Source organism: Streptomyces sp. NPDC001502 (assembly GCF_042894785.1).
In the GTDB taxonomy this organism is placed as follows: Bacteria; Actinomycetota; Actinomycetes; order Streptomycetales; family Streptomycetaceae; genus Streptomyces; species Streptomyces kutzneri.
The window spans coordinates 91675-114295 of sequence record NZ_JBIAVW010000026.1 but is presented as its reverse complement, the minus strand read 5'-3'; the positions used below and the strand labels follow the sequence as shown (position 1 = coordinate 114295).

General features: G+C 71.9%; 25 protein-coding genes. 11 read left to right on the top strand and 14 right to left on the bottom strand.

Annotation, left to right across the window (positions count from 1 at the left end):
• Positions 1 to 189: hypothetical protein (locus ACFY0D_RS33935; RefSeq protein WP_352335609.1), on the top strand; the 189-nt coding region annotated here is incomplete at its 5' end.
• A 170-nt stretch (positions 190 to 359) separates the two neighbouring features.
• Here ACFY0D_RS33935 and ACFY0D_RS33930 read toward each other — a convergent pair.
• Positions 360 to 1001, bottom strand: coding sequence for a DNA-3-methyladenine glycosylase (locus ACFY0D_RS33930; RefSeq protein WP_390801757.1), 642 nt, complete (start codon positions 999 to 1001; stop codon positions 360 to 362).
• A gap of 109 nt (positions 1002 to 1110) precedes the next feature.
• On the opposite strand from ACFY0D_RS33930, the gene ACFY0D_RS33925 reads away from it, so the two are divergent.
• From ACFY0D_RS33925 to ACFY0D_RS33915, 3 genes are all read left to right on the top strand, one after another.
• Positions 1111 to 1893 carry a sporulation protein gene (locus ACFY0D_RS33925; protein WP_301372007.1) on the top strand — a complete coding sequence of 261 codons (783 nt, stop codon included), beginning with the start codon at positions 1111 to 1113 and terminating at the stop codon, positions 1891 to 1893.
• A gap of 64 nt (positions 1894 to 1957) precedes the next feature.
• Positions 1958 to 2494, top strand: coding sequence for a YbhB/YbcL family Raf kinase inhibitor-like protein (locus tag ACFY0D_RS33920; RefSeq protein ID WP_390801756.1), 537 nt, complete (start codon positions 1958 to 1960; stop codon positions 2492 to 2494).
• A gap of 149 nt (positions 2495 to 2643) precedes the next feature.
• Positions 2644 to 3147, top strand: a complete 504-nt coding sequence (locus ACFY0D_RS33915; protein WP_301372004.1) for an HNH endonuclease — start codon at positions 2644 to 2646, stop codon at positions 3145 to 3147.
• A 60-nt stretch (positions 3148 to 3207) separates the two neighbouring features.
• On the opposite strand, the gene ACFY0D_RS33910 is transcribed toward ACFY0D_RS33915, so the two are convergent.
• From ACFY0D_RS33910 to ACFY0D_RS33895, 4 genes are all read right to left on the bottom strand, one after another.
• Positions 3208 to 3978 (bottom strand): sulfite exporter TauE/SafE family protein, encoded by a 771-nt coding sequence (locus ACFY0D_RS33910; RefSeq protein ID WP_301372003.1) that lies wholly within the window; start codon positions 3976 to 3978, stop codon positions 3208 to 3210.
• A 90-nt stretch (positions 3979 to 4068) separates the two neighbouring features.
• Entirely contained in the window at positions 4069 to 5055 is a 987-nt protein-coding gene (locus ACFY0D_RS33905; RefSeq protein WP_351154286.1) for an SPFH domain-containing protein, read from the bottom strand.
• Positions 5056 to 5139: 84 nt separating this feature from the next.
• On the bottom strand, positions 5140 to 5568 hold the full coding sequence (locus ACFY0D_RS33900) for an NfeD family protein (RefSeq protein WP_301372001.1): 429 nt from the start codon (positions 5566 to 5568) through the stop codon (positions 5140 to 5142).
• An 84-nt stretch (positions 5569 to 5652) separates the two neighbouring features.
• Positions 5653 to 6447 carry an ABC transporter ATP-binding protein gene (locus tag ACFY0D_RS33895; protein ID WP_030386460.1) on the bottom strand — a complete coding sequence of 265 codons (795 nt, stop codon included), beginning with the start codon at positions 6445 to 6447 and terminating at the stop codon, positions 5653 to 5655.
• Positions 6448 to 6585: 138 nt separating this feature from the next.
• Between ACFY0D_RS33895 and ACFY0D_RS33890 the strand changes: the two genes are divergently transcribed.
• Positions 6586 to 7368 carry a hypothetical protein gene (locus tag ACFY0D_RS33890; protein WP_390801755.1) on the top strand — a complete coding sequence of 261 codons (783 nt, stop codon included), beginning with the start codon at positions 6586 to 6588 and terminating at the stop codon, positions 7366 to 7368.
• Positions 7369 to 7554: 186 nt separating this feature from the next.
• Here the strand turns inward: ACFY0D_RS33890 and ACFY0D_RS33885 are convergent, their stop codons facing one another.
• The 3 genes from ACFY0D_RS33885 to ACFY0D_RS33875 all read right to left on the bottom strand — a co-directional run bounded on the left by ACFY0D_RS33885 (position 7555) and on the right by ACFY0D_RS33875 (position 9771).
• Positions 7555 to 7800 carry a chaplin gene (locus tag ACFY0D_RS33885; RefSeq protein ID WP_390801760.1) on the bottom strand — a complete coding sequence of 82 codons (246 nt, stop codon included), beginning with the start codon at positions 7798 to 7800 and terminating at the stop codon, positions 7555 to 7557.
• Between the two features lie 149 nt (positions 7801 to 7949).
• Complete coding sequence (locus tag ACFY0D_RS33880; RefSeq protein ID WP_390801754.1) at positions 7950 to 8630, bottom strand: response regulator; 681 nt, start codon at positions 8628 to 8630, stop codon at positions 7950 to 7952.
• Positions 8623 to 9771, bottom strand: a complete 1149-nt coding sequence (locus ACFY0D_RS33875; protein ID WP_390801753.1) for a GAF domain-containing sensor histidine kinase — start codon at positions 9769 to 9771, stop codon at positions 8623 to 8625. Before ACFY0D_RS33875 ends, ACFY0D_RS33880 begins: the two co-directional genes overlap by 8 nt.
• Before the next feature lie 157 nt (positions 9772 to 9928).
• On the opposite strand from ACFY0D_RS33875, the gene ACFY0D_RS33870 reads away from it, so the two are divergent.
• The 3 genes from ACFY0D_RS33870 (at position 9929) to ACFY0D_RS33860 (ending at position 12780) form a co-directional block, all read left to right on the top strand.
• Positions 9929 to 10696: an SDR family NAD(P)-dependent oxidoreductase gene (locus tag ACFY0D_RS33870; protein WP_390801752.1), complete on the top strand. Its 768-nt coding sequence runs from the start codon at positions 9929 to 9931 to the stop codon at positions 10694 to 10696.
• Positions 10697 to 10755: 59 nt separating this feature from the next.
• The gene (locus ACFY0D_RS33865; protein WP_390801751.1) at positions 10756 to 11817 is read left to right on the top strand and encodes an S-adenosylmethionine:tRNA ribosyltransferase-isomerase; all 1062 of its coding nucleotides are present in this window, start codon (positions 10756 to 10758) and stop codon (positions 11815 to 11817) included.
• A 282-nt stretch (positions 11818 to 12099) separates the two neighbouring features.
• Positions 12100 to 12780: a transglycosylase SLT domain-containing protein gene (locus ACFY0D_RS33860; RefSeq protein WP_390801750.1), complete on the top strand. Its 681-nt coding sequence runs from the start codon at positions 12100 to 12102 to the stop codon at positions 12778 to 12780.
• A 120-nt stretch (positions 12781 to 12900) separates the two neighbouring features.
• Here the strand turns inward: ACFY0D_RS33860 and ACFY0D_RS33855 are convergent, their stop codons facing one another.
• Positions 12901 to 15420, bottom strand: a complete 2520-nt coding sequence (locus ACFY0D_RS33855; protein ID WP_390801759.1) for an FHA domain-containing protein — start codon at positions 15418 to 15420, stop codon at positions 12901 to 12903.
• Between the two features lie 253 nt (positions 15421 to 15673).
• Here ACFY0D_RS33855 and ACFY0D_RS33850 point away from each other — a divergent pair, with 253 nt between their 5' ends.
• On the top strand, positions 15674 to 17257 hold the full coding sequence (locus ACFY0D_RS33850) for a streptophobe family protein (RefSeq protein WP_390801749.1): 1584 nt from the start codon (positions 15674 to 15676) through the stop codon (positions 17255 to 17257).
• A gap of 184 nt (positions 17258 to 17441) precedes the next feature.
• Complete coding sequence (serB, locus tag ACFY0D_RS33845; protein WP_030773088.1) at positions 17442 to 18641, top strand: phosphoserine phosphatase SerB; 1200 nt, start codon at positions 17442 to 17444, stop codon at positions 18639 to 18641.
• 79 nt (positions 18642 to 18720) lie between these two features.
• Here the strand turns inward: serB and ACFY0D_RS33840 are convergent, their stop codons facing one another.
• From ACFY0D_RS33840 to ACFY0D_RS33825, 4 genes are all read right to left on the bottom strand, one after another.
• Positions 18721 to 19242 carry a histidine phosphatase family protein gene (locus ACFY0D_RS33840; RefSeq protein ID WP_030012236.1) on the bottom strand — a complete coding sequence of 174 codons (522 nt, stop codon included), beginning with the start codon at positions 19240 to 19242 and terminating at the stop codon, positions 18721 to 18723.
• An 80-nt stretch (positions 19243 to 19322) separates the two neighbouring features.
• Complete coding sequence (locus tag ACFY0D_RS33835; protein WP_390801748.1) at positions 19323 to 19553, bottom strand: hypothetical protein; 231 nt, start codon at positions 19551 to 19553, stop codon at positions 19323 to 19325.
• 170 nt (positions 19554 to 19723) lie between these two features.
• The gene (locus ACFY0D_RS33830; RefSeq protein ID WP_252120216.1) at positions 19724 to 19843 is read right to left on the bottom strand and encodes an SGM_5486 family transporter-associated protein; all 120 of its coding nucleotides are present in this window, start codon (positions 19841 to 19843) and stop codon (positions 19724 to 19726) included.
• A 5-nt stretch (positions 19844 to 19848) separates the two neighbouring features.
• Entirely contained in the window at positions 19849 to 21138 is a 1290-nt protein-coding gene (locus ACFY0D_RS33825) for a CynX/NimT family MFS transporter (RefSeq protein ID WP_390801747.1), read from the bottom strand.
• Between the two features lie 108 nt (positions 21139 to 21246).
• Here ACFY0D_RS33825 and ACFY0D_RS33820 point away from each other — a divergent pair, with 108 nt between their 5' ends.
• A complete protein-coding gene (locus ACFY0D_RS33820; protein WP_390801746.1) occupies positions 21247 to 21951 on the top strand; it encodes a FadR/GntR family transcriptional regulator in 705 nt (234 codons plus the stop codon).
• On the opposite strand, the gene ACFY0D_RS33815 is transcribed toward ACFY0D_RS33820, so the two are convergent.
• Complete coding sequence (locus ACFY0D_RS33815) at positions 21932 to 22363, bottom strand: hypothetical protein (protein WP_390801745.1); 432 nt, start codon at positions 22361 to 22363, stop codon at positions 21932 to 21934. The two genes, ACFY0D_RS33820 and ACFY0D_RS33815, sit on opposite strands and share 20 nt — an antisense overlap.
• Between the last annotated feature and the right edge of the window lie 258 nt (positions 22364 to 22621).

Below are 22621 nucleotides of genomic sequence, written 5' to 3'. Positions count from 1 at the left end.
TTTGGCACGCTGTTGAGTTCTCAAGGAACGGACGCTTCCTTTGTACTCACCCTTTCGGGCTTTCCTCCGGGCTTTCGTTCTGTTCTTGCGTTTCCAACTCTACCAGATCATTTCCGCGCCGTTTCCGGCGGTGGATTTGAATTCGGCGACCGTTGGGGGTCTTTGCCTTTCGGCGTTCCACCACTTTAGCGCTTATCCCTTGCGGCTCATAATCGAGCCACTGGCCAGGAATTCGGGCATGCCGAATAGGACCCCGCCAGGGGTAAGTCGTAGGTGTTGGGTTGGCCGCTCTGGGTGTCTGCCGACAGCAGTGCCCGTTCAAGCGGCTCGGGCTACGTTAGGCGTCCGGCAGGGCCGAGTCAAGTTGAGCGGCGGCGTGGTGCGTGGGCGCGGTACGGGCTCACCGTCGGGTCGTGGGTGACCCAGAAGCGGTACGGGTGAGCCGCGCCGGCTCCGCCCACTCCCGTGCGCGGGCCGCTGCTCACCAGGTCCGCCGAGGTGGGGGTGCCCGTGAGGAGGGACAAGGGGGAATCGGGGCCCGCGCAGAGGTCGGTGCCGTCGAGGGAGCGGTCCACGTCCAGGGCCGTGGCCAGGCGGGCCGGGCCTTTGGCCAGTTCCCTCGGGCTTCTGGCTGAAACTCGACGTTTGGCGGCCAGATCGGCGCCCTCCGTGACCTCGCCCGCGCGCAGCAGCACTCCGCTCGCGTGGCCCGGGGGACCGCACACCAGGTTGAGGCTGAACCACATGCCGTAGATGAAGTAGACGTACGCATGTCCGGGTGGACCGAACATCGACGCGTTGCGGGCGGTGCGACCACGGTAGGCGTGGGAGCCGGGGTCGGTCTCCCCCTCGTACGCCTCGACCTCCGTGATGCGCAGTTCAAGGGGGCCGTCCGTGGTGCGGCGGACGAGGGTGCGGCCCAGGAGGTCCGGGGCCACGCTGAGGACCGGGCGGTCGAAGAAGGACCTGGGCAGGGGCGTACGGTCAGGGCGCGCGCTCATCCGGTCGAGCGTAGTGGAACGCGTCCACCTGGAACCGGGGCCTAAGGTTCCGCGTTGGTACGGGGTAGTCGCGGCGTAGTCGCCAGATCCTTTCAAGGGGAGTTAGAGCATGGGCTTCAAGAAGCTGTTCGCGAGCCTGGGCGCCGGTGGTGCTTCGGTGGACACGATCATCACCGAGCCGAACGTCGTGCCCGGTGGGATCGTCCAGGGCGAGGTACGGATCCAGGGTGGATCCGTGGAGCAGCAGATCGAGGGGCTGTCCGTCGGGCTGCAGGCGCGGGTCGAGGTCGAGGGCGGCGACCAGGAGTACAAGCAGGACATCGTCTTCACCAAGCAGCGTCTGGGCGGTGCCTTCAAGGTGCAGCCCGGCGCACTGCACGTGGTGCCGTTCGGGCTGGAGATCCCCTGGGAGACGCCGATCACCCACTTCGGGGGTCAGCACCTGCACGGGATGAACATCGGGGTCAGCACCGAGCTGGAGATCGCGCGCGCGGTGGACGCGGGCGACCTCGACGCGATCAACGTGCACCCGGTGCCGGCGCAGCAGGCGATCCTCGATGCCTTCCGGCAGCTCGGCTTCACGTTCCGCAGCGCGGACATGGAGCGCGGGCACATCCGTGGGACGCGCCAGTCGCTGCCCTTCTACCAGGAGATCGAGTTCCTGCCGCCGTCGCAGTACCGCGGGCTGCACCAGGTCGAGCTCACCTTCATCTCGGACGGCCGGGAGATGGACGTCGTTCTTGAGATGGACAAGAAGCCCGGTCTGTTCACCGAGGGCAGTGACACCTACCGCTGCTTCCAGGTGGGGCTGCAGTCGTACCAGAGCACGGACTGGGCGGCGTACCTGAACCAGTGGATCGCCAGCGTCGGTTCGCAGCGCAACTGGTTCTAGGCTCGCGACCGCGTCCGTACACCGCGGGCGCGGTCCGATGTCTCCCCCTTCCGGAGGTTCAGCAGTGTCAGAGCAGACCAGGGCGCCCCTTCCGCACGACTTCCACCCCGAGGTCGCGACCTTCACCTTGACGAGCGAGGACGTCTCCCATGGAGCCGACCTGCACGCCGCGCAGGTCCTCACGGGGAAGAACGTCTCGCCCCACCTGCGCTGGGAGGGTTTTCCCGAGGGGACGAAGAGCTTCGCCGTGACCTGCTTCGACCCGGACGCGCCCACAGGCAGCGGGTTCTGGCACTGGGTGCTCTTCGACCTGCCCGTTTCGATGACCGAGCTGCCGGCCGGGGCGGGCACCGGAGACTTCGCGGGCCTGCCGGAGGGGGCTGTGCACGCGCGGAACGACTACGGCACGAGGGACTTCGGCGGCGCGGCCCCGCCGCGCGGGGAGCGGCACCGCTACGTGTTCACCGTGTACGCGGTGGACCGGGAGCAGCTCGGCCCGGATGAGGACTCGTCGCCGGCGGTCGTCGGATTCCATCTGCGGTTCCACGCCCTGGGGCGTGCGCAGCTCGTCGCCGAGTACGAGGCGCCCGCCGCGCGCTGATCGTTTCCCGAGCGTTCGCCCGGTCCTGGTCTAAAGAAGGCCAGGACCGGGCATTTTTATTGCGTTGTCCCGCGTGGCGCGCGCGGCCAGAGTGGTTGCGGGCCCTGCCGCCAGGGTGGTCGCGGGCCTGCACACGGGAGGTGGGCGAGATGCGGGACACGCTGGTGCTGAATGCGAGCTTCGAGCCGCTGTCGACAGTGACTCTGAACCGGGCCGTGGTTCTGGTGCTCCAGGACAAGGCCGTCGTCGAACAGTCGCACCCCGAGCTGCGTGTGCGCGCGGCCACCATGGATCTTCCGATGCCCCGGGTGATCAGGCTCTGCAGGTACGTCCGGGTGCCCTTCCGAAGACATGCTCCCTGGTCACGGAGGGGGGTGCTGGTCCGGGACCAGCACCGTTGCGCGTACTGCGGGAAGCGCGCGACGACCGTGGACCACGTACTGCCGCGGGCCCAGGGGGGTGGGGACACCTGGCTGAACACCGTGGCGTCCTGCGCCGAGGACAACCACCGCAAGGCGGCGCGGACTCCGGAGGAGGCGGGGATGCCGCTCCTCCGGAGGCCTTTCGTGCCGTCGCCGGCCGACGCGATGCTGCTGGCCCTGGGGGTGGCCGGGCGGGAGGCGCTCCCGGAGTGGCTGGAGCGTTCCGCCTAGGCGGATCCCCCGCGTTCGGTGGAGACGGTCGCGCTGGGCGGCGTAGTTCTTCTACGTCGCTCAGCTGACGAGCAGTTGGACGATGGCGATGACACCGACCGTCACGATGACCGCGCGCAGGACGGTGGGCGAGAGGCGGCGGCCGACCTTGGCGCCGATCTGGCCGCCGATCGTGGAGCCGACGGCGATGAGGACGACGGCCGTCCAGTCGAACTCGGCGACGAAGAGGAAGACGACGGCCGCGATGCCGTTCACCAGAGCGGCGATGACGTTCTTGACGGCGTTGATGCGTTGCAGGTCTTCACGGAGCAGCAGGCCCATCAGGCCGAGGTAGAGCACGCCCTGGGCGGCGCCGAAGTAGCCGCCGTACGCGCTGGAGAGCAGCATGCCGCCGAGCAGGGCCGGTCCCCCGTCGGGGTGGCCGGTGTCGCCTCCGGCGGCTTCCTGGCGCCGGCGCAGCGCGGCGGCGAGCCGGGGCTGGAGGACGACGAGGACCAGGGCCAGTGCGATCAGGACGGGCACGATCGTGTCGAAGGACTCGGACGGCAGGGTGAGGAGCAGGATCGCGCCCGCGAGGCCGCCGACGAGGGACACGGAGCCGAGCCGCAGGATGCGGGCGCGCTGGCCCTGGAGCTCCTTGCGGTAGCCGATGGCTCCGCTGATCGAACCGGGCACCAGGCCGAGGGTGTTGGACACGTTGGCGGTGACCGGGGGCAGGCCGGTGGCGAGCAGCACCGGGAAGGTGATCAGGGTGCCGGAGCCGACGATGGTGTTGATCGTGCCCGCGCCGATGCCGGCGGCGAAGACAGCGAGTGATTCCCAGATGGACATGGACGGTGCCATCCCCTTTGCATGAGTGAGTCGCCTCCCCGCCATGAAGGTCGAGGGGCCTCACTGATCATGCAGGAAGGGGATGGCGGATCAGTCGATGGGGGGCTGTTCGCGTCGGTCCGCGCCGTCCTTGTCCCGCGCGGCCGGGATGCCGCCGCCGTCCTTGCCGGCGCCGCCCGGGTTGAAGCCCGAACCGCCACCCATGGGGCCGAAGTTGCCCATGGCACCGGAGAGGCCCTTGAGGGCGTCGCCGATCTCGCTCGGCACGATCCAGAGCTTGTTGGCGTCGCCTTCGGCGATCTTCGGGAGCATCTGGAGGTACTGGTAGGCGAGGAGCTTCTGGTCGGCGTCGCCGGCGTGGATGGACTCGAAGACCGTGCGGATGGCCTGTGCCTCACCCTCGGCGCGCAGTGCTGCGGCCTTGGCGTCACCTTCGGCGCGCAGGATGGAGGACTGCTTCTCACCCTCGGCGCGGAGGATCTCGGACTGCCGGACACCTTCGGCCTGGAGGATCGCGGCGCGCTTGTCGCGGTCCGCGCGCATCTGCTTCTCCATCGAGTCCTGGATGGAGGTCGGCGGCTCGATGGCCTTGAGCTCGACGCGGTTGACGCGGATGCCCCACTTGCCGGTGGCCTCGTCGAGGACTCCGCGCAGGGCCGCGTTGATCTCCTCGCGGGAGGTGAGGGTCCGCTCAAGGTCCATGCCGCCGATGATGTTGCGGAGCGTGGTGACGGTGAGCTGCTCGATGGCCTGGATGTAGCTGGCCACTTCGTAGGTCGCGGCCCGGGCGTCGGTCACCTGGTAGTAGATGACGGTGTCGATGTTGACGACCAGGTTGTCCTGGGTGATGACGGGCTGCGGCGGGAACGGAACGACCTGCTCGCGGAGGTCGATCCGGTTGCGGATCGAGTCGATGAACGGGACGACGATGTTGAGGCCCGCGTTGAGGGTGCGGGTGTAGCGGCCGAACCGCTCGACGATGGCGGCGCTGGCCTGCGGGATCACCTGGATCGTCTTGACCAGTGCGATGAAGACCAGAACCACCAGAATGATCAGGACGATGATGATCGGTTGCATGCGGTTCCCCGTGCCCTTCCGGCTGTCTGTGCTGCCCCGTTGATCGGAGTCTCGCAGACCCTGGGGCCGCGAGCAGGCTGGTTGTCACATGACGACGGCGGTCGCCCCGTCGATCTCCACCACGTCGACGGACTGTCCGGGTTCGAAGCTGGTGTCGGCGTCGAGGGTGCGCGCGGACCAGACCTCGCCGGCGAGCTTGATGCGGCCGCCGCTGCCGTCGACCCGTTCCAGGACGACGGCGGATCTGCCCCTCAACGCGTCGATGCCGCTGCGGTGTTGGGGGCGCTGGGTGCGGTGCCGGTTGGCGATGGGGCGTACGACGGCGATGAGCGCGACCGACACGATCACGAAGACCAGGACCTGCGCCACCACTCCCCCGCCGACGGCAGCCGTGACGGCGGCCGCGACCGCGCCGACTGCGAACATGCCGAACTCCGGCATGGCGGTCAGGACGAGGGGGATGCCCAGTCCGACCGCGCCGATGAGCCACCACACCCACGCGTCGATGTCCACATGGTCATGGTAGGTCGGGTGGGCGCGGTCGGGACAGGGTGCGGAGGCCCGTAACAGACGTGAGGGACGGGCCCAGGAGACGGCCTAGCCGAGCGGGAGGCCCTGGGCGGTCCAGCGGTCGGCTCCGTTGCGCTCGACGACCAGCGGGAGGCCGAAGCAGAGGGAGAGGTTGCGGGAGGTCAGTTCGAGGTCGATCGGGCCCGCGGTGACGACCTTGCCCTGACGGATCATCAGGACGTGGGTGAAGCCGGGGGCGATCTCCTCGACGTGGTGCGTGACCATGACCATCGACGGGGCGAGCGGGTCGCGGGCCAGGCGGCCGAGGCGGCGTACGAGGTCCTCGCGGCCGCCGAGGTCCAGACCGGCGGCGGGCTCGTCGAGGAGCAGCAGCTCGGGGTCGGTCATCAGGGCGCGGGCGATCAGCGTGCGCTTGCGCTCGCCCTCGGAGAGGGTGCCGAACTTGCGGTCGAGGTATTCGGTCATGCCGAGGCGGTCGAGGAAGGCGCGGGCGCGCTGCTCGTCGACGTCCTCGTACTCCTCCTGCCAGGTCGCCGTCATGCCGTAGGCGGCGGTGAGGACGGTCTGCAGGACGGTCTGCCGCTTGGGCAGCTTGTCGGCCATCGCGATGCCGGCGACACCGATGCGGGGGCGCAGCTCGAAGACGTCCACCTTGCCGAGGGTGCTGCCGAGGATGGTGGCGCTGCCCTTGGTGGGGAAGAGGTAGCTGGAGGCGAGGTTCAGCAGAGTGGTCTTGCCGGCGCCGTTGGGGCCGAGGATCACCCAGCGCTCCCCCTCCTTCACCGACCAGGAGACCTGGTCCACCAGAGCCCGGCCCTCGCGGACCACGGATACGTCCACCAGCTCCAGAACATCGCTCATGAGCGTGTTGTCACCCCTTGCAGTCACGGTTCGGCTCTCTGTGCGCCGGTAGACGCAGCCCCAGGGGAAAACCTACGCCACTCGGAGCGGGCTCCGGGGCCGGGGCCCGGTGCCGGGGCCGATCCGTAAAGTAGGGGGATGCTTTTCGAACCACGTTCAGGGCGCTTGGCCGCCTGGGGGAACGCACTGCTGGCCGGTCTGGTCTCGCCCGACGAGGCCGTGTTGTCGATCGTGGGCGAGGACGCCGTGCACCGGGTGGAGGGGCTGCCGGGTGAGACGGGCCCCGTCGGGCTCACCCTGGCGCTCGGCCGGCTGCGGGCCCTGGGGGTGACGGGGCTGCGGGTGGCGCTGCCGGCGCCGGGGCATCCGCTGGGGCTGAGCGGGCCGCCGGAGTTCAACGCGCGCGCCCTGGAGGCGGAGGAGGCGGTCGTCGCCGTGGGGGCGGCGCTGGGTCTGGTGCCGGAGGTGTCGGAGGTCGGGCCGGCCGGGGACGTGCACGTGTCGGTGACCTGGCACGTGCTGCCGGTACGGGAGGCCCCGCCGGCGGACGTGCCCTCGCTGGGCGAGGCGGAGCGGGAGCTGGCGGAGGCGCTGCGCGAGGCGACCGAGGTGCTGACCCGGCTGGACGTGGCGGGGTCGGGGCCGGTCGCGGAGGCCGCGCTGTCGGCGTACCGGGCGCGGGCGGAGGCCGGGCGGGAGGCGCTGGCGCCGGGATATCCGGCGCGGGCCGTGCGGGTGCTGGCGCTGGCGCAGCGGGTGGACCTGATGGTGTCGCTGGCGTACGAGAACGGGCACGGGGGCGCGGTGGCCGCCTCGGAGATGGCGGCGCGGGCGGAGGCGCTGCGGCCGGTCGAGCGGGTTGCCCGGCGGGCGCTGGTCGCGGCGTACAACTCGGCCGTCGAGGCGCGCGAGCGGGGGTGACCCCCCGGGGCCGGGGCCGGGGCGTGGGTGCGGCGCCGCTGCGCGGGCGGCCCCGGCTGCGCCGGGCTTTGTGGGGCTCCGCCCCACACCCGCGCCTCAAACGCCGGCGGGGCTGACTTGGCGGGGAACAAGGGAGAACCCCGCTTCCCAGGGAGAGGTGGGGAAGCGGGGTCGGGGTGGGGCGGGTCAGGCGTTGACGCCGGTGTTGCCGAAGGCGCCGTTGAGCAGGCCGATCACGTTGACGGTGTTGCCGACCACGTTCGCCGGGATGTGCACGGGGACCTGGACCTGGTTCCCGGAGGCCACGCCGGGCGAGTTCAGGGCCTCGCCCTCCGCCGACGCACCGCCGTGCGCCGAGGAGACACCGGCGCCGGCGGCGAGGAGGCCGCCCGCGATCATGGTGACGGCTGCGGCCTTCTTGAAGTTCTTCACGTTCTCGTCCTCCAGTACGTCTGCCGCGACCAGCCGTCGCGGCACGCCTTGGAGAACGGCCGGCCCGCCATCGGGATACGCCATGTGGGCTACATACACCCGACCGTATGAATCTCAGTCCGGAACGAGACGATCCGATTTAGCTCCGATCACTCGGCGATTCCGTGCCTGACCGCCCACAATGCGGCCTGGGTCCGGTCGGAAAGGTCCAGCTTCATCAGGATGTTCGAGACGTGGGTCTTGACCGTCTTCTCGGACAGGACCAGGGCGCGTGCGATCTCGCGGTTGGAGCGGCCGTCGGCGATCAGGCCCAGGACCTCTCGTTCGCGGTCGGTCAGCGAGCCGGGCCGGCCCGCCGGGGAGCCCTGCTCGTCCTGGGAGAGCAGGGCGAGGGCCACCTCCGGCTGGAGGAGCACGTGGCCCGCGTGGACGGAGCGGATGGCTCCGGCCAGCGCGTCCGGGTCGATGTCCTTGTAGACGTATCCCGCCGCACCGGCCCGGAGGGCCGGGACCACGGTCCGCTGCTCGGTGAAGCTGGTGACGATCAGTACCCGGGCCGGGTTCGCCAGCGCGCGCAGCCTGCGCAGCGCCTCGATGCCGTCGGTGCCCGGCATCTTGATGTCCATCAGGATCACGTCGGGCCCCAGCTCCTCGGCGCGGGCGATGCCCTCCTCGCCGTCGGAGGCCTCGCCGACCACCTCGATGTCCTCCTGGACCTCCAGGAAGGTGCGCAGGCCCCGCCGGACCACCTGGTGGTCGTCGACCAGCAGGACCCGAATACCGTTGCCGCCGCTGCCGCCACTGCCGCTCCGGCCGGTGCTGTCAGCCACCGGGGACCTCCATCTCGATCGTGGTGCCCCGACCGGGCTCCGAGTGCACGGTGAGCCGGCCGCCGACGCCGCTCGCGCGGTCCCGCATGGAGACCAGGCCCAGATGACGGCCCGCCCTGCGGACGGTCCGGGGGTCGAAGCCCTTGCCGGTGTCGAGGACCCTGAGCACCGCGCCCCCGGCGGGCGTCCGGGCCAGGGTGACCTCGACGCGGTCGCCGGCCGAGTGGCGCAGGGCGTTGTGCAGGGCCTCCTGGGCGACGCGGAGCAGGGCTTCCTCCTGGGTCGCGGGCAGGGCCCGTACCCCGTCACACGCGAAGGTGACGTGCGCGGTGTGGGCGCGGTCGAGGACGTGGACGTGCGTACGGAGGGTGGCGACCAGTCCGTCCTCGTCCAGGGCGGCCGGGCGGAGCTCGGTCACCGCGGCGCGCAGTTCGTCGGCGGCCTCCGCCGCCAGGGCGGCCACCTGCTGGAGCTCGTCCTTGGCCCGGGCCGGGTCGCGGTCGACGAGGGCGGCGGCGGCCTGGGCGGTGAGGCGGAGCGAGAAGAGCTTCTGGCTGACGGCGTCGTGCAGCTCGTGGGCGAGCCGGGAGCGCTCCTCGGCGATGGTGAGCTCGCGGCTGCGCTCGTAGAGATGGGCGTTGGTGAGGGCGATGGCCGCGTGCTGGGCGAGGAGGGAGAGGAGTTCCTGGTCCTCGTCGCTGAAGCCGCGAGGGCCTCGTTTGTTCGCGAGGAAGAGGGCACCCAGGGTCTCCTCGCCGTCGCGCACGGGCATGCCGAGGAAGTCGGACATCTCCGGGTGGGCGGCCGGCCAGCCTTCGAAGCGCGGGTCCTCGCGTACGTCGGCCAGGCGCTCGGGGCCTCCCTCGTGGAGCATCGCCGCGAGGATGCCGTGCTGACGGGGCAGCGGGCCGATGCGGCGCCACTGCTCGGGGCTGATGCCGTCCACGACGAACTGGGCGAAGCCGCCGTGGTCGTCCGGGACGCCCAGGGCCGCGTACTCGGCGTCCAGGAGTTCGCGGGCGGACACGACGATCGTGCGCAGGACGTCGCGGACCTCCAGGCGGCGGCTCATGGCGAGCAGTGCGGTGCTCACGGCGGCCAGGCCGCTGGGGGGCCCGCCGTGCGGGGGGCTACCGGTCATGGGCTCACCGTACCCGCGGCCGTGACCTGCGGGATCGGGCCGTGGACGTAGGTCGAAGGGACCTGCGGGGGTGGGGCTCGTGGCCGACGCGGTGGGGGGTGGGCCGTTCCTAGGTTGGGGGCATCTGCTGATCGGGACGGAAGGCGAGGGTGCTGTCATGTCGGTGGCGATCGTGACGGGGGCGTCCAGGGGGCTCGGCCGGGCACTGGCCGGGGAGCTGGCGGCGCGGGGCTGGGACCTGGTGCTGAGCGCGCGGGGTGCGGCGGCGCTGGAGGAGACCGTGGCCGGGGTGGCTCGGGCGCCTGGGGCGCGGGTGGTGGCGGTGGCCGGGGACGTGTCCTCGGCGGCGCACCGGGCGGCGCTGGTGGCGGCGGCGCGGGAGCTGGGCGGGCTGGATCTGCTGGTGAACAACGCGGGGGCGCTCGGGGCCGAACCGTTGGTGCCGCTGGCGGAGCATGCGCTGGACGGGCTGCGGGAGGCCTTCGAGGTCAATGTGGTGGGGCCGCTGGGGCTGGTCCAGGAGGGGCTGCCGTTGTTGCGGGCGGCGCGGGCCGGGGCGGTGCTGAACATCAGTTCGGACGCGGCGGTGGTGGCGTACGCGACGTGGGGGGCGTACGGGGCGACCAAGGCGGCGGGGGACCTGATGTCGGCCGTGCTGGCGGTGGAGGAGCCGGGGCTGCGGGTGTGGTGGGCCGATCCGGGGTCGATGCGGACGCGGATGATGGCGGCGGCCGAGCCGGGCGAGGACCTGGTGGGGCTGCCGACGCCGGAGGAGGTGGCTCCGGCGCTGCTGAGGCTGGTGGAGCGGGCGCTGCCGAGCGGGCGGTACACGGCGCGGGAGCTGGCGGCGGAGGCGGGCTCAGGGGCGGGCCCGGAGGCGGCCGTAGGGGCGGGCCTGGAGGCGGGCGCGGGGGGCGGGCGGTGAGCGGGCGGCGGGCTCTGCAGGAGGAGGGTCTATATATAACGGACATACCGCCGCAATTGATGGCACGGATTCCGGCCGAGCAGCGGGGGCCGGGGCTGGGGCGGGACGCCGTGCGGCTGCTGGTGTCCCAGGGCGGCGAGCGGGTGTCACTGCACGCCTTCCGGGAGCTGCCGGCGCTGCTGCGGGCCGGGGACGTCCTGGTGGTGAACACCTCGGCCACGCTGGCCGCCGCGGTGGACGCCCGGCTGGGCGGCGAGGACCTGGTGGTGCACTTCTCGACGCGGGGCGACGACAGCCGCTGGGCGGTGGAGCTGCGCGTCCCGGACGGCGGCGGGACGACCCGGACGCGGGCCGGGGGGCCCGCCGGGGCGGTGCTGGAGCTGCCGGGCGGGCACCGCCTCACCCTGGAGGAGCCCCTGGCGGCGGGCGCGGACCGGCTGTGGTGGGCGCGCCCCTCCCCCGCGCCGGGCGGGGTGCCGGGGCTGCTGCGGGCGTACGGGCGGCCGATCCGGTACGCGTACACGGAGCGGGACCAGCCGGTCTCGGCCTATCAGACGGCGTTCGCGCTGCCGGCCGCCGACGGGGCGGGCTCGGCGGAGATGCCGAGCGCGGGCCGGCCCTTCACGGCGGAGCTGGTGGCGCGGCTGGTGAGCCGGGGGGTGCAGTTCGCGCCGCTCGTCCTGCACACGGGGGTGGCCTCGCAGGAGGCGCACGAGCCTCCGTACCCGGAGCGGTACGAGGTGTCCGCCACGACGGCGGGGCTGGTGAACGCCGCGCGGGCCGCCGGAGGGAGGGTCATCGCGGTGGGGACCACGGCGGTACGGGCCCTGGAATCGGCCGTGGACGCGCGGGGGCGGGTGCGCCCGGCCGCCGGGTGGACCGATCTGGTGGTGACTCCGGAGCGTGGGGTGCGGGTGGTGGACGGGCTGCTGACCGGACTGCACGAGCCCGAGGCGTCCCATCTGCTGATGCTGGAGGCGGTCGCGGGGCGGGCGGCCGTACGGCTCGGGTATGCCGAGGCACTGGCCCGGCTCTGCCTCTGGCATGAGTTCGGGGACGTCCATCTGCTACTCAAGGATGAGAGCCGTGACCATATGCATTGCGACAGCAACGCACGGTGAAATCGGTACATGTCCGATGTGACCCCGCACATAGGACCCACATCACTTACGAAGCTGCCTAGTGGACGGATAAAGACCCCGTCAGTGCTGTCCCACCTAGCGCCGAGGCCCGAAATCGGGTCTCGGCGCCCGTGCGTGATCCACTAAGCAGGATCGTACGTCACACCTTTGCCACAGGATTTTGCCGCCGCTAAGAATTGCTCCCGTCGCACAGCACCGCGGATCCCCGGATCCACAAAGCGCCTTCCTGCGACTCCCGCTATTCGAAGAGGTTGCCCCGCCATGTCTGCTTCCCGCACCCCCGGTCACAGTCGTCTGACGAAGGCACACAAGCTGTCCATCGCCGGTGTCGCCACGCTGAGCGCCGCCGCCGTCGCCTTCTCCCTCGTACCGGCCGACGCCGCCGAGGCCGAGACGGTCACCGCCGCCCCCGTCGCCTGGACCCAGGCCGTCAACGGCGCGCAGACGAAGGCGCTGCACGGAAACCTCTCCGCACAGCAGGTCATCGCCCAGGCGAACGCGAAGGCTGCGGCCAAGATCAAGGCCGACGCCGACGCCAAGGCCAAGGCCGAGGCCGCCGCGAAGAAGGCCCGCGAGGACAAGGCGGCCGCCAGCCGTTCCGCCGCCCGCACCCCGGTCTTCGCGAACAACCTTGACGGCTGGATCAAGGAAGCCCTCTTCATCATGAAGAAGGAGGGCATTCCGGGCACCTACGCCGGAATCCACAAGAACATCATGCGCGAGTCCAGCGGTAACCCGATGGCGATCAACAACTGGGACATCAACGCCCAGAACGGCATCCCCAGCAAGGGTCTGCTCCAGGTCATCCTCCCGACCTTCAAGACGTACCACGTCAAGGGCACCAAGTTCGACCAGTACGACCCGGTCGCCAACATCGTCGCCGCCTGCAACTACGCGGCCGACCGCTACGGCTCCATGGACAACGTCAACAGCGCCTACTAGGCCTCGGCGTACCCAAGCCCCCCATGCGCCTCAGGGCGGCACCCGGACTTCCGGATGCCGCCCTGAGGCGTTTTGCCGTGCGTTCACACGGGCCGTGCGTGCGGTCGTCCCGCCCGCGCCCTACTTGCCCGCGCGCATGACCTCGGGCTCGTGGCGGCGCAGCAGGCGCTGCACCGCGAAGCCGCAGGCGACGCCGATGAGCAGCAGGATGGTGATGTTCAGGCTCCACTGGCCGATCGTGGCGTCCCAGAGCGGGTCCGTGTTGGTCGGGTTCTCCGCGTCCCACGGTGGCATGAGCTTGCCGAGGTTCAGCGTGGTGCCGGCGGCGGCGATGGCCCAGCGGGACGGCATCAGCCAGGCGAACTGCTCCAGGCCCGGGGAGTCGTAGACCTGGAAGAGGATGCCGGTGAAGACGACCTGGACGATCGCGAACATGACCAGCAGCGGCATGGTCTTCTCGGCGGTCTTCACCAGCGAGGAGATCACCAGGCCGAACATCATCGAGGTGAAGCCGAGCGCGATGACCGACAGGCAGATCTCGACGGCCGGCGGCATGATCAGGCCCTCGGTGGGCAGGTCGCGCGGGAAGAAGCCGATGGCGCAGATGATCACGCCCTGGATGGCCGTGATGACGCCGAGGACGATCACCTTCGACATGAGGTACGCGGACCGGTACAGGCCGGTCGCGCGTTCTCGCTCGTAGATGACCCGTTCCTTGATCAGCTCACGGACCGAGTTGGCGGCGCCCGAGAAGCACATGCCGACCGCGAGGATCAGCATGATCGTGCCGGCGTCGCCGTTGAAGCGGGAGGGCGCGACGGGCGGCGCGAGGCCGAACTTCGCGGGGATCACCGTGGAGACCACGCCCAGGACGGCCGGCAGGAGCACCATCAGGGCCAGGAAGCCCACGTCCGACGCGATCACCGAGACGTAGCGGCGGATCAGCGTCCACAGCTGCGAGCCCCAGCCCTGCGGCTTGGTCGGGTGCATCTGCTGGGCCGGAGGCATCGCGACGGACTGCGGGGCGACCGCGTCGATGTCGGCGGCGTACAGCTGGTAGTGCTGGGAGCCCTTCCAGCGGCCGGCCCAGTCGTAGTCGCGGTAGTTCTCGAAGGCCGAGAACACGTCCGCCCACGTGGTGTAGCCGAAGAAGTTCAGCGCCTCGTCCGGCGGGCCGAAGTACGCGACGGAACCGCCCGGGGCCATGACCAGCAGCTTGTCGCAGATGGCCAGCTCGGCGACCGAGTGGGTGACGACGAGGACCGTGCGGCCGTCGTCGGCGAGGCCGCGCAGCAGCTGCATGACGTCGCGGTCCATGCCCGGGTCGAGGCCCGAGGTCGGCTCGTCCAGGAAGATCAGCGAGGGCTTGGTGAGCAGCTCCAGGGCCACGGACACGCGCTTGCGCTGGCCACCGGAGAGCGCGGTGATCTTCTTGTCCTTGTGGATGTCGAGCTTGAGCTCGCGCAGCACCTCGTCGATGCGGGCGGCGCGCTCGGACTCGGCGGTGTCGCCCGGGAAGCGGAGCTTGGCCGCGTACTTGAGGGCGGTGCGGACCCGCAGCTCCTTGTGCAGGATGTCGTCCTGCGGGACCAGGCCGATGCGCTGGCGGAGCTCCGCGAACTGCTTGTACAGGTTGCGGTTGTCGTAGAGGACATCGCCCTCGTTGGCCGGGCGGTAGCCGGTCAGCGCCTTGAGCAGCGTCGACTTGCCGGAGCCGGAGGGGCCGATGACGCCGATCAGCGACTTCTCCGGGACGCCGAAGGTGACGTCCCGCAGGATCTGCTTGCCGCCGTCGACCGTGACCGTGAGGTGGCGGGCCGAGAAGGAGACCTCGCCGGTGTCGACGAACTCCTCAAGGCGGTCTCCGACGATCCGGAACGTCGAGTGGCCGACGCCGACGATGTCGTTCGGGCCCAGCAGCGCGGTGCCGGACTTCGCCAGCGGCTGACCGTTGACGTAGGTGCCGTTGTGGCTGCCGAGGTCGTGGATCTCGAAGCGGCCGCCGGGCATCGAGCGGAACTCGGCGTGGTGGCGGGAGACCTGGAGGTCGGAGACCACCAGCTCGTTCTCCAGCGCACGGCCGATCCGCATGACGTGGCCCAGCGAGAGCTGGTGGAACGTCGTCGGGCTGCGGTCTCCGTAGACCGGGGCCGCGCCCTGCGCCGGGCGGGGAGCGGCGGCGCCCTGCTGGTGCGGGAGGTGGACCTGCGGCTGCTGCGGTTGGTGCTGCGCGTGCTGCTGCTGTTCCCAGGCCTGGTGCTGGGGCTGCTGCTGCGGGGCCTGGTAGGCCGGGGCCTGCGGCTGGGCGTACGCCTGGGCCGGGGCCTGCTGTGCCTGCTGTGCCACGGCCGGCTGCGGCGCGGCCGCGCCGGCGGCGCTCAGATTCAGTCGCGGACCGTCCGTCGCGTTGCCGAGGTGGACCGGCGTGCCGGGCACGAGCTCGGTCTGCTGGACCCTGGCCCCGTGCACGTAGGTGCCGTTGGTGCTGCCGTGGTCCTCGATGCCCCAACCCCGGCCGTTCCAGGTGATGGTGGCATGCCGCCACGACACCCGGGCATCGTCGATCACCACGTCTCCCTGGGGGTCACGCCCCAGCGAGTACGACCTGGACGGATCGAGCGTCCAGGTCCTTCCATTCAATTCCAGTACGAGTTCCGGCACTCCAGCCCCACTTAAGTCCCCCGAGAATCCCCCATGACGTCAGGGAGTCTAGGGATGGCGAACATCCGGGGGAACTATTTCAGGCCTACAGCCGTATGTGGAATCCGGGCCTTGCCGGGGCGTCTACGACTGACCGTTGACGGGGTCGAAAGTCACCCGGAGAGTGAGATACGGGACTTCTCGCCCGGTGGTCCCGTCGCGTACCGCTCGGTAGGCATCGGGGGTTCAGCATATGCGCCGCATCCGTTGGGGGGACGTGCTGTTGTCCGCCGTCGCCGCCGTGGGCTGGTCCCTGATCGTGATGGCGGGGGTGGCCAGACTCGGGCTGCACCTGCTGGGCGCCGACGCCTCCGACGCCGCGAGAGGCTCGCTCGGCGCGATGACGGCCGCCACGGTGGTCCTCGCGGTCGGTGGAACCGTGACCCCCTCGGGTGACGTCTCGGTCCTCGGAGTCACCGTTGCGGGGGCCGAAACCTCCCTGGACGTCATGCCCTTGGGGGTGTCGCTGGCCGGGGCGCTGGTCCTGGCGTCGCTGTTCCTGCGTTCCCTCCGGGCCGGGGCGGGCCACGGGGAGACGGCGGCCAGGGTGGTGGCCCTCGGGGCGCTGTTCGTGGCGACGGCGGGCGGGCTGGCGTGGGCCGGGCACGACGTGGTCACCCTCGACGGGGCGCTGCCGCTGCCGAGGACCCCCGCGAAGGTCGAGATCCCGGGGATCGGGGACATCGGCGGGCTGCTCCCGGATCGCATCGGGGACCTGATCGAGACCCGGACGCGGGTGGCGTTCTCGGTGGAGCTCGGGCCGACCCTGCTGGGCGCGGGGGTGTGGGTGCTCGCCGTACTGGCGCTCGCGCTGCTGGCCTCGCGGCGCGGGCCGGCGGCTCTGGCCCGGCTGCGCCCGGCCGTCTCGGCGGTGGTGGCGATGCTGCTCGTCGCGGTGGCGGCCGGGTGGGCCGCGGCGGTGTGGGCGGCGCTGGGCGACGACCAGCCGCGGCGGGTGCTGGGCGGGGCGCTGCTGGGGGCGCCGAACGGGAGCTGGCTGGGGGTGCTGCTGGGTTTGTTCGTGCCGGTGCGCGGCCGGGTCACGGGGGCTCCGGCCCGGCTGCTGCCCGATCCGCTGGACGATCTGCCGGCGCTGTCCGCTCGGGAGCCGGTGACGGTGGCCCGTCTCGCGGAGTACGACGAGCGGGTCTGGCTGCTGGTCGCGGGGGCGGCCCTGCTGCTGCTCTACGCGGGCGTGCTGGCGGCCGTACGGACGCCGGGGCGCGGGATCCGGGGGTGCGCGGCGCGGCTGTCGGCCTGTACCGGGGTGGCCCTGGCGGTGCTGGTGTGGCTGACGGGGTTCTCGGCTGGGGGAACGTCGCTCGCGGTGCCGGGTCTGGACGCGGTGGACGCGGGGGTGGAGCTGCGGGGGGACGTCCTGTACGCGCTGCTGCTGGGCGCGCTCTGGGGGGCGGTGGCCGGGGCGGCGGGTGCGGCTCTGGCTCCCCGGCGGCGGCCGGCCCTCCCCCGGCCGGCCGGCCCGCCGGGGTCCGCCCCGGGGTGGCCCGCCCCCGGAAGGCCCACGGCCCCGTACCCCGGGGCCGGACCGTACGGCGGGCCCCCGGGTGGACCGCGGCCCGCCGGGGGCGGAGAGGCGGACGGCTCCTGGGACGTGACCGTGACCGGTGTCCCGCCCTGGTCGCCCAGGTCACCGCGGGCGTCGGGGCCGTCCAGTTCGCCGGGGCCGCGCCGCAGGGAACCCTTCACCCCGCCTTCCCCGCCGGGAGGTCCGCCGCCTCCGCCCAAGCCTCCGCACCCGCCGACGCCACCGCGCTGAGGCGGCGCCGCCGTGCGGAGCCGTCCGCCCAGCCCGCCCTTCCACCGTTGCGCGTGGCTCCGCCACGGACCCCGTTCCCCGAACGCCACGGGAGTCGGCGGGCGGCTCCCTCGGTCGGCGCGACGGTTCAAGAGGTGGGACGGGGGTCCTGGGGCCCGGGTCGGGAAGATACGGTGAGGGCACCATGAGCGCATCGCAGACCTCCGACGTCCCCACCCTCCTCGTCAAGATCTTCGGCAAGGACCGTCCCGGGATCACCGCCGGGCTGTTCGACACCCTCGCCGCCTACTCCGTCGACGTCGTCGACATCGAGCAGGTCGTCACCCGTGGCCGCATCGTCCTGTGCGCCCTCGTCACCAAGCCCGCCGGCGGAGCCGAGGGCGACCTGCGGGCCACCGTCCACAGCTGGGCCGAATCCCTCAAGATGCAGGCCGAGATCCTCTCCGGTACCGGTGACAACCGGCCGCGCGGCAGCGGCCGCTCGCATGTCACCGTGCTCGGGCACCCCCTCACCGCCGAGTCCACGGCTGCGATCGCCGCCCGGATCACCGAAACCGGCGGCAACATCGACCGTATTTTCCGGCTCGCCAAGTACCCGGTGACGGCGGTGGAGTTCGCCGTCTCCGGCGTCGAGACGGAGCCGCTGCGCACCGCGCTGGCCACCGCCTCCGCGCACATCGGCGTGGACGTGGCCGTGGTCTCGGCCGGACTGCACCGGCGGGCCCAGCGCCTGGTCGTCATGGACGTGGACTCGACCCTCATCCAGGACGAGGTCATCGAGCTGTTCGCGGCGCACGCCGGGTGCGAGGCCGAGGTCGCCGAGGTCACCGAGCGGGCCATGCGCGGTGAGCTGGACTTCGAACAGTCGCTGCACGCCCGGGTGGCGCTGCTCGCGGGTCTGGACGCGTCCGTCGTGGACAAGGTCCGCGCCGAGGTGCAGCTGACCCCGGGCGCGCGGACCCTGATCCGCACGCTCAAGCGGCTCGGCTACCAGGTGGGTGTGGTCTCCGGCGGATTCACCCAGGTGACGGACGATCTGCGGGAACGGCTGGGGCTGGACTTCGCCTCCGCCAACACCCTGGAGATCGTCGACGGGAAGCTGACGGGCAAGGTCACCGGCGAGATCGTGGACCGGGCGGGCAAGGCCCGGCTGCTGCGCCGCTTCGCCGCGGAGGCCGACGTACCGCTGTCCCAGACGGTGGCCATCGGCGACGGCGCCAACGACCTGGACATGCTGAACGCGGCCGGGCTGGGCGTGGCCTTCAACGCCAAGCCGGTGGTCCGCGAGGCCGCGCACACCGCGGTGAACGTGCCCTTCCTCGACGCGGTGCTGTACCTGCTCGGGATCACCCGCGAGGAGATCGAGGCCGCCGACCTGGCCTGAGTTCCGACCCCGACGCGCGCGAACGGGCCCCGGCAGCCGATGCGGCCGCCGGGGCCCGTCGGTGTCCTGGGACCGCCGGTCAGAGGCCCTTGGGGGTCCAGTAGTCGAGCAGGGTGCCCACGCCGTGTTCCACCGACTTCCACGATCCGGTGAAGGAGACCACGGCCAGGGCCGCGGTCGGGAAGCCCGTACGGGTCATACGCGTCAGGGTCTCGCCCTCCGCGCGCCCCGAGAGGGCGTCGGCGAGGGCGTGCATGCCGGGGTTGTGCCCGATGACGAGGAGGTCGGAGACCTCGTCGGAGGTCTCGTTGAGCAGGGCGATGAGCTCCCCCAGCGAGGCGTCGTAGAGCCTCTCCTCGTAGTGGGTCTTCGGCCGGTGCGGCATCTCCTGGACGGCGAGCTTCCAGGTCTCTCGGGTGCGGGCGGCGGTGGAGCACAGGGCCAGGTCGAAGACGATGCCGGTTTCGGCGAGCTTCAGACCGACGGCCGGCGCGTCCTTGCGGCCTCGTTCCGCGAGCGGTCGATCGTGGTCGGACACCTCGGGCCAGTCGGCCTTGGCGTGCCGGAGGAGGGCGATCCTGCGGGGTGTGTCGGCGCTCATGACTCCCAGCTTCGCACGAAACGAGCCACGGGGCGGTGGGTGTTGGGGGGCTCACGCCTGGGTGAGGGGCGCGCGGGAGGTCAGCCGACGGCGCGCAGGAGCTGCTCTGCGACCTGGACGAGGCCCGAGACCTCGCCGGTGGCCGCGTGGGCCTCACCCGATCCGGCGAGGAGCAGCAGCAGGAGCCCGAAGGCGAGGGCGGGCAGGGCCAGTGCCCACCAGTGCAGCCGGGTGCCGGCGGCGGTGGTGGTGCGGGCCCGGGGGCCGGAGGGGCCCGGCGGGAGGGGCCTGATGTGCGTGGGGGCCGACATGGCCGCCTCCGTGGGTGTGGACCGGACTGACTCGCTGCCTGCGAATCTATGGATCCGGGGCCGTGGTTCCCATCCGGGGCACACCCCACTTCACCCTGAGCCTGACCCCCTAGGGGTGGTGGGGTTAGCCCCACCCTCCCCGGGTGTCCGCCCTCACGGGGACACGGCGCTCAGGGGGAGGCGATGGTGGCGATCACGGAGATGATCACGGTCACGGCGAGGAACGCGCCGAGCACGAGGCCGAGCTTCTTGCGGCCGTTCTGCGGGTTCGGTTCAAGTACGGGCGACATGCCGGTCAGTCTCCCACGCCGCATTCGTCCTCGATCGTGCGGTCCCGTCCGGCGAGGATGCCCAGCACGATCTGCGGTACGAGCAGTCCGGCCATCAGGGCGAGCGGCAGGTCCCAGCCGCCGCTGTGCTGGTAGAGGGCGCCGATGAGGAGGGGGCCGGGGATGGAGATGAGGTAGCCGGTGCTCTGGGCGAAGGCGGAGAGCTTGACCACGCCGGCCGGGGACTTGGCGCGCAGCCCGATGAGGGTGATGACGAGGGGGAAGGCGCAGTTGGAGATGCCGAGCAGGAGCGCCCAGGCCCAGGCTCCGGCGGCGGGGGCGAAGTAGAGGCCGAGGTAGCCGGTGAGGCCGAAGACGCCGAGGGTGACGGCGATGGCTCCCTGGTTCTTCATCCGGGCGGCGAGGCCGGGGATGACGAAGGCGAGCGGGACGCCCATGACCATGGTGACGGCGAGGAGCACTCCGGCCGTGGAGGCGGAGACCCCGGCGTCGCGGAAGATCTGCGGGAGCCAGCCCATGGTGATGTACGCGCCGGTGGCCTGGAGGCCGAAGTAGCAGGCCAGGGCCCAGGCGGTACGGCTGCGGACGACGCGCGGGCCGGCCCCGGAGCCGACGCGGCCGGCGACCCCGGCCCGGTCGGCACGCCGGGAGGCGCGGGCGACGGGCAGCCAGGGCAGTACGGCGAGCAGGGCGAGCACGGCCCAGATCAGCAGGCCTGCGCGCCAGCTGCCGCCGAGGGCGCCGGTGAGCGGGACGGTCGCGGCGGCGGCGAGCGAGGTGCCGGCGGCCAGGGACATGGAGTACAGGCCGGTCATGGTGCCGACCTTGTCCGGGAAGTAGCGCTTGACGATCACCGGGAGCAGCACGTTGGTGACGGCTATGCCGGCCAGCGACAGGGCGCTGGCGGCGAGGAAGCCGACGGCGCCGGTGGCGAAGGGGCGCATCAGCAGGCCGGTGGCGACCGCGGCCATGCCCGCGCAGACGACGGCGGCCGGGCCGAAGCGGCGGGAGAGCCGGGGTGCGGTGACGCCGAAGACGGCGAAGCAGAGGGCGGGGACGGAGGTGATCAGTCCGGCGACGGTGCCGCTCATGCCGAGACCGGTGCGGGTCTCCTCGAAGAGGGCGCCGAGGCTGGTGATGGCGGGCCGCAGGTTGAGGGCGGCCAGCACGATGCCGACGATGAGCACCGGGCCCAGCCAGGTGGGGGCGGCCTGGGCGGGGGCGGGAAGGTGCTGGTCAGGGGCGGTGTGCACGACCGGTGGGCGGTTCATGGTCCGGATTTCTTCGTCGGGCATTCAACCATCATAGAATCATGGGATGATTGGTTGTCCAATCGCTCGTGAGCCTCTCGAAGTACCTTGTGGTCCGTCGAAGTCCCGTGAAGCCGCTCCTGAGAGGAACCCATGCCGCTGACCTCGCCCCGGCGCTCCGCACTCGTCGATCAGGTGATCGCCCAGCTGCGGAACCAGATCACCTCCGGCGAGTGGCCGGTCGGCGCCCGCATCCCGACCGAGCCGGAGCTCGTCGAGCTGCTCGGGGTCGCCCGCAACACGGTGCGCGAGGCCGTGCGGGCGCTGGCGCACAACGGCCTCCTCGACATCCGGCAGGGCTCGGGGACGTACGTCATCGCCACCAGCGAGCTGGCCGGCGTGATGCACCGCCGCTTCGCCGGGGCCGAGCCGCGGCACATCGCCGAGCTGCGTTCGACGCTGGAGTCCTCGGCGGCCCGGCTGGCGGCGGAGCGGCGCACCGAGCGGGACCTCGTACAGCTGGACGCCCTGCTGGCGCGCCGGGAGGAGGCCTGGGCGGGCGGGGACGCGGAGGTCTTCGTGGCGGCGGACGTGAGTCTGCACATGGCGGTGGTGACCGCCTCGCACAACGACGTGCTGATCGAGCTGTACGCGGACCTCGGCGACCTGGTGGCCGACTGGCTGCGGGCGGACGTGGGGACCGAGCTGCACCCTTCCGCCCATCTGGACCACGCCCGGCTGATCGAGGCGATCCGGCGGGGCGACGGGGACTCGGCGGCCTCGGAGGCCGCCGGTTACCCCTTCGCCTGCCTCGGCAAGAACGCGGAGGACACCCCGCTCACGGGCGCCGGTGGCTGACCCAGGCCGAGCGGACCTCTTTCCAGCAGCGGCCGACGAGCTCGGTCCGGCCGGCCGGGCCGACGGCCACGGCGACGCCGTCGCCGTCCACGTCCCACCAGCGGTCGCACTCGACGTGCAGCCGTACGAGGTCGGTCTCCGGGTAGGCGTTGTGGCAGTACGCCGACACCTGCGAGCCGTGGATGACGGTGTCGCAGTCCGCGCCGAAGAGCTCGCCCCCGGCGGGCCGTGCGGGCTGCGCGGGGGGTTCGGCGGGGATGTCGGCGAGCTCCACGACGGCGGGGGCCACGACCTCGGGGCCGGGTGCGGGCTCCTCCCCCACGGGCTGCGCAGCGGCTCCGGGGACCAGGAGTCCGGTCAGGATCACGGACGTGACCAGCACGGATACGGCTCGGCTCGGCCTCGCGCGCACTCCTACCTCCTCCCCGCAGGAGCCGAGAAGATCCCGGCCTGGTCAGTTTGCAGGCATCTGTCCCGGTTTTCGACTCGGGAAGATCCAGTCGGCCGGTGAACATGCGATCGAGCATGCCCCCGCGCAACGCGAAACGGCGGCGGGCCCCCCCCCCCGGCGGGGGGGCCCCGCCCCCCCCCGGGGGGCCGGGGGGCCCCCCGGGGGGGGGCGGGCCCCCAACCCGTGCGGGCCGCCGGCCCCCGGTCGCAAACGCCGCGG

Bases quoted from the DNA above. Each gene is read 5' to 3' on its own strand.
- ACFY0D_RS33835 (WP_390801748.1), bottom strand. From the start codon at position 19,553: ATGTCGGCCCCCACGCACATCAGGCCCCTCCCGCCGGGCCCCTCCGGC.
- ACFY0D_RS33825 (WP_390801747.1), bottom strand. From the start codon at position 21,138: ATGCCCGACGAAGAAATCCGGACCATGAACCGCCCACCGGTCGTGCAC.
- ACFY0D_RS33915 (WP_301372004.1), top strand. From the start codon at position 2,644: ATGCGGGACACGCTGGTGCTGAATGCGAGCTTCGAGCCGCTGTCGACA.
- ACFY0D_RS33925 (WP_301372007.1), top strand. From the start codon at position 1,111: ATGGGCTTCAAGAAGCTGTTCGCGAGCCTGGGCGCCGGTGGTGCTTCG.
- ACFY0D_RS33930 (WP_390801757.1), bottom strand. From the start codon at position 1,001: ATGAGCGCGCGCCCTGACCGTACGCCCCTGCCCAGGTCCTTCTTCGAC.
- ACFY0D_RS33890 (WP_390801755.1), top strand. From the start codon at position 6,586: ATGCTTTTCGAACCACGTTCAGGGCGCTTGGCCGCCTGGGGGAACGCA.
- ACFY0D_RS33865 (WP_390801751.1), top strand. From the start codon at position 10,756: ATGGCACGGATTCCGGCCGAGCAGCGGGGGCCGGGGCTGGGGCGGGAC.
- ACFY0D_RS33905 (WP_351154286.1), bottom strand. From the start codon at position 5,055: ATGCAACCGATCATCATCGTCCTGATCATTCTGGTGGTTCTGGTCTTC.
- serB (WP_030773088.1), top strand. From the start codon at position 17,442: ATGAGCGCATCGCAGACCTCCGACGTCCCCACCCTCCTCGTCAAGATC.
- ACFY0D_RS33910 (WP_301372003.1), bottom strand. From the start codon at position 3,978: ATGTCCATCTGGGAATCACTCGCTGTCTTCGCCGCCGGCATCGGCGCG.
- ACFY0D_RS33895 (WP_030386460.1), bottom strand. From the start codon at position 6,447: ATGAGCGATGTTCTGGAGCTGGTGGACGTATCCGTGGTCCGCGAGGGC.
- ACFY0D_RS33830 (WP_252120216.1), bottom strand. From the start codon at position 19,843: ATGTCGCCCGTACTTGAACCGAACCCGCAGAACGGCCGCAAGAAGCTC.
- ACFY0D_RS33850 (WP_390801749.1), top strand. From the start codon at position 15,674: ATGCGCCGCATCCGTTGGGGGGACGTGCTGTTGTCCGCCGTCGCCGCC.
- ACFY0D_RS33875 (WP_390801753.1), bottom strand. From the start codon at position 9,771: ATGACCGGTAGCCCCCCGCACGGCGGGCCCCCCAGCGGCCTGGCCGCC.
- ACFY0D_RS33840 (WP_030012236.1), bottom strand. From the start codon at position 19,242: ATGAGCGCCGACACACCCCGCAGGATCGCCCTCCTCCGGCACGCCAAG.
- ACFY0D_RS33870 (WP_390801752.1), top strand. From the start codon at position 9,929: ATGTCGGTGGCGATCGTGACGGGGGCGTCCAGGGGGCTCGGCCGGGCA.
- ACFY0D_RS33860 (WP_390801750.1), top strand. From the start codon at position 12,100: ATGTCTGCTTCCCGCACCCCCGGTCACAGTCGTCTGACGAAGGCACAC.
- ACFY0D_RS33820 (WP_390801746.1), top strand. From the start codon at position 21,247: ATGCCGCTGACCTCGCCCCGGCGCTCCGCACTCGTCGATCAGGTGATC.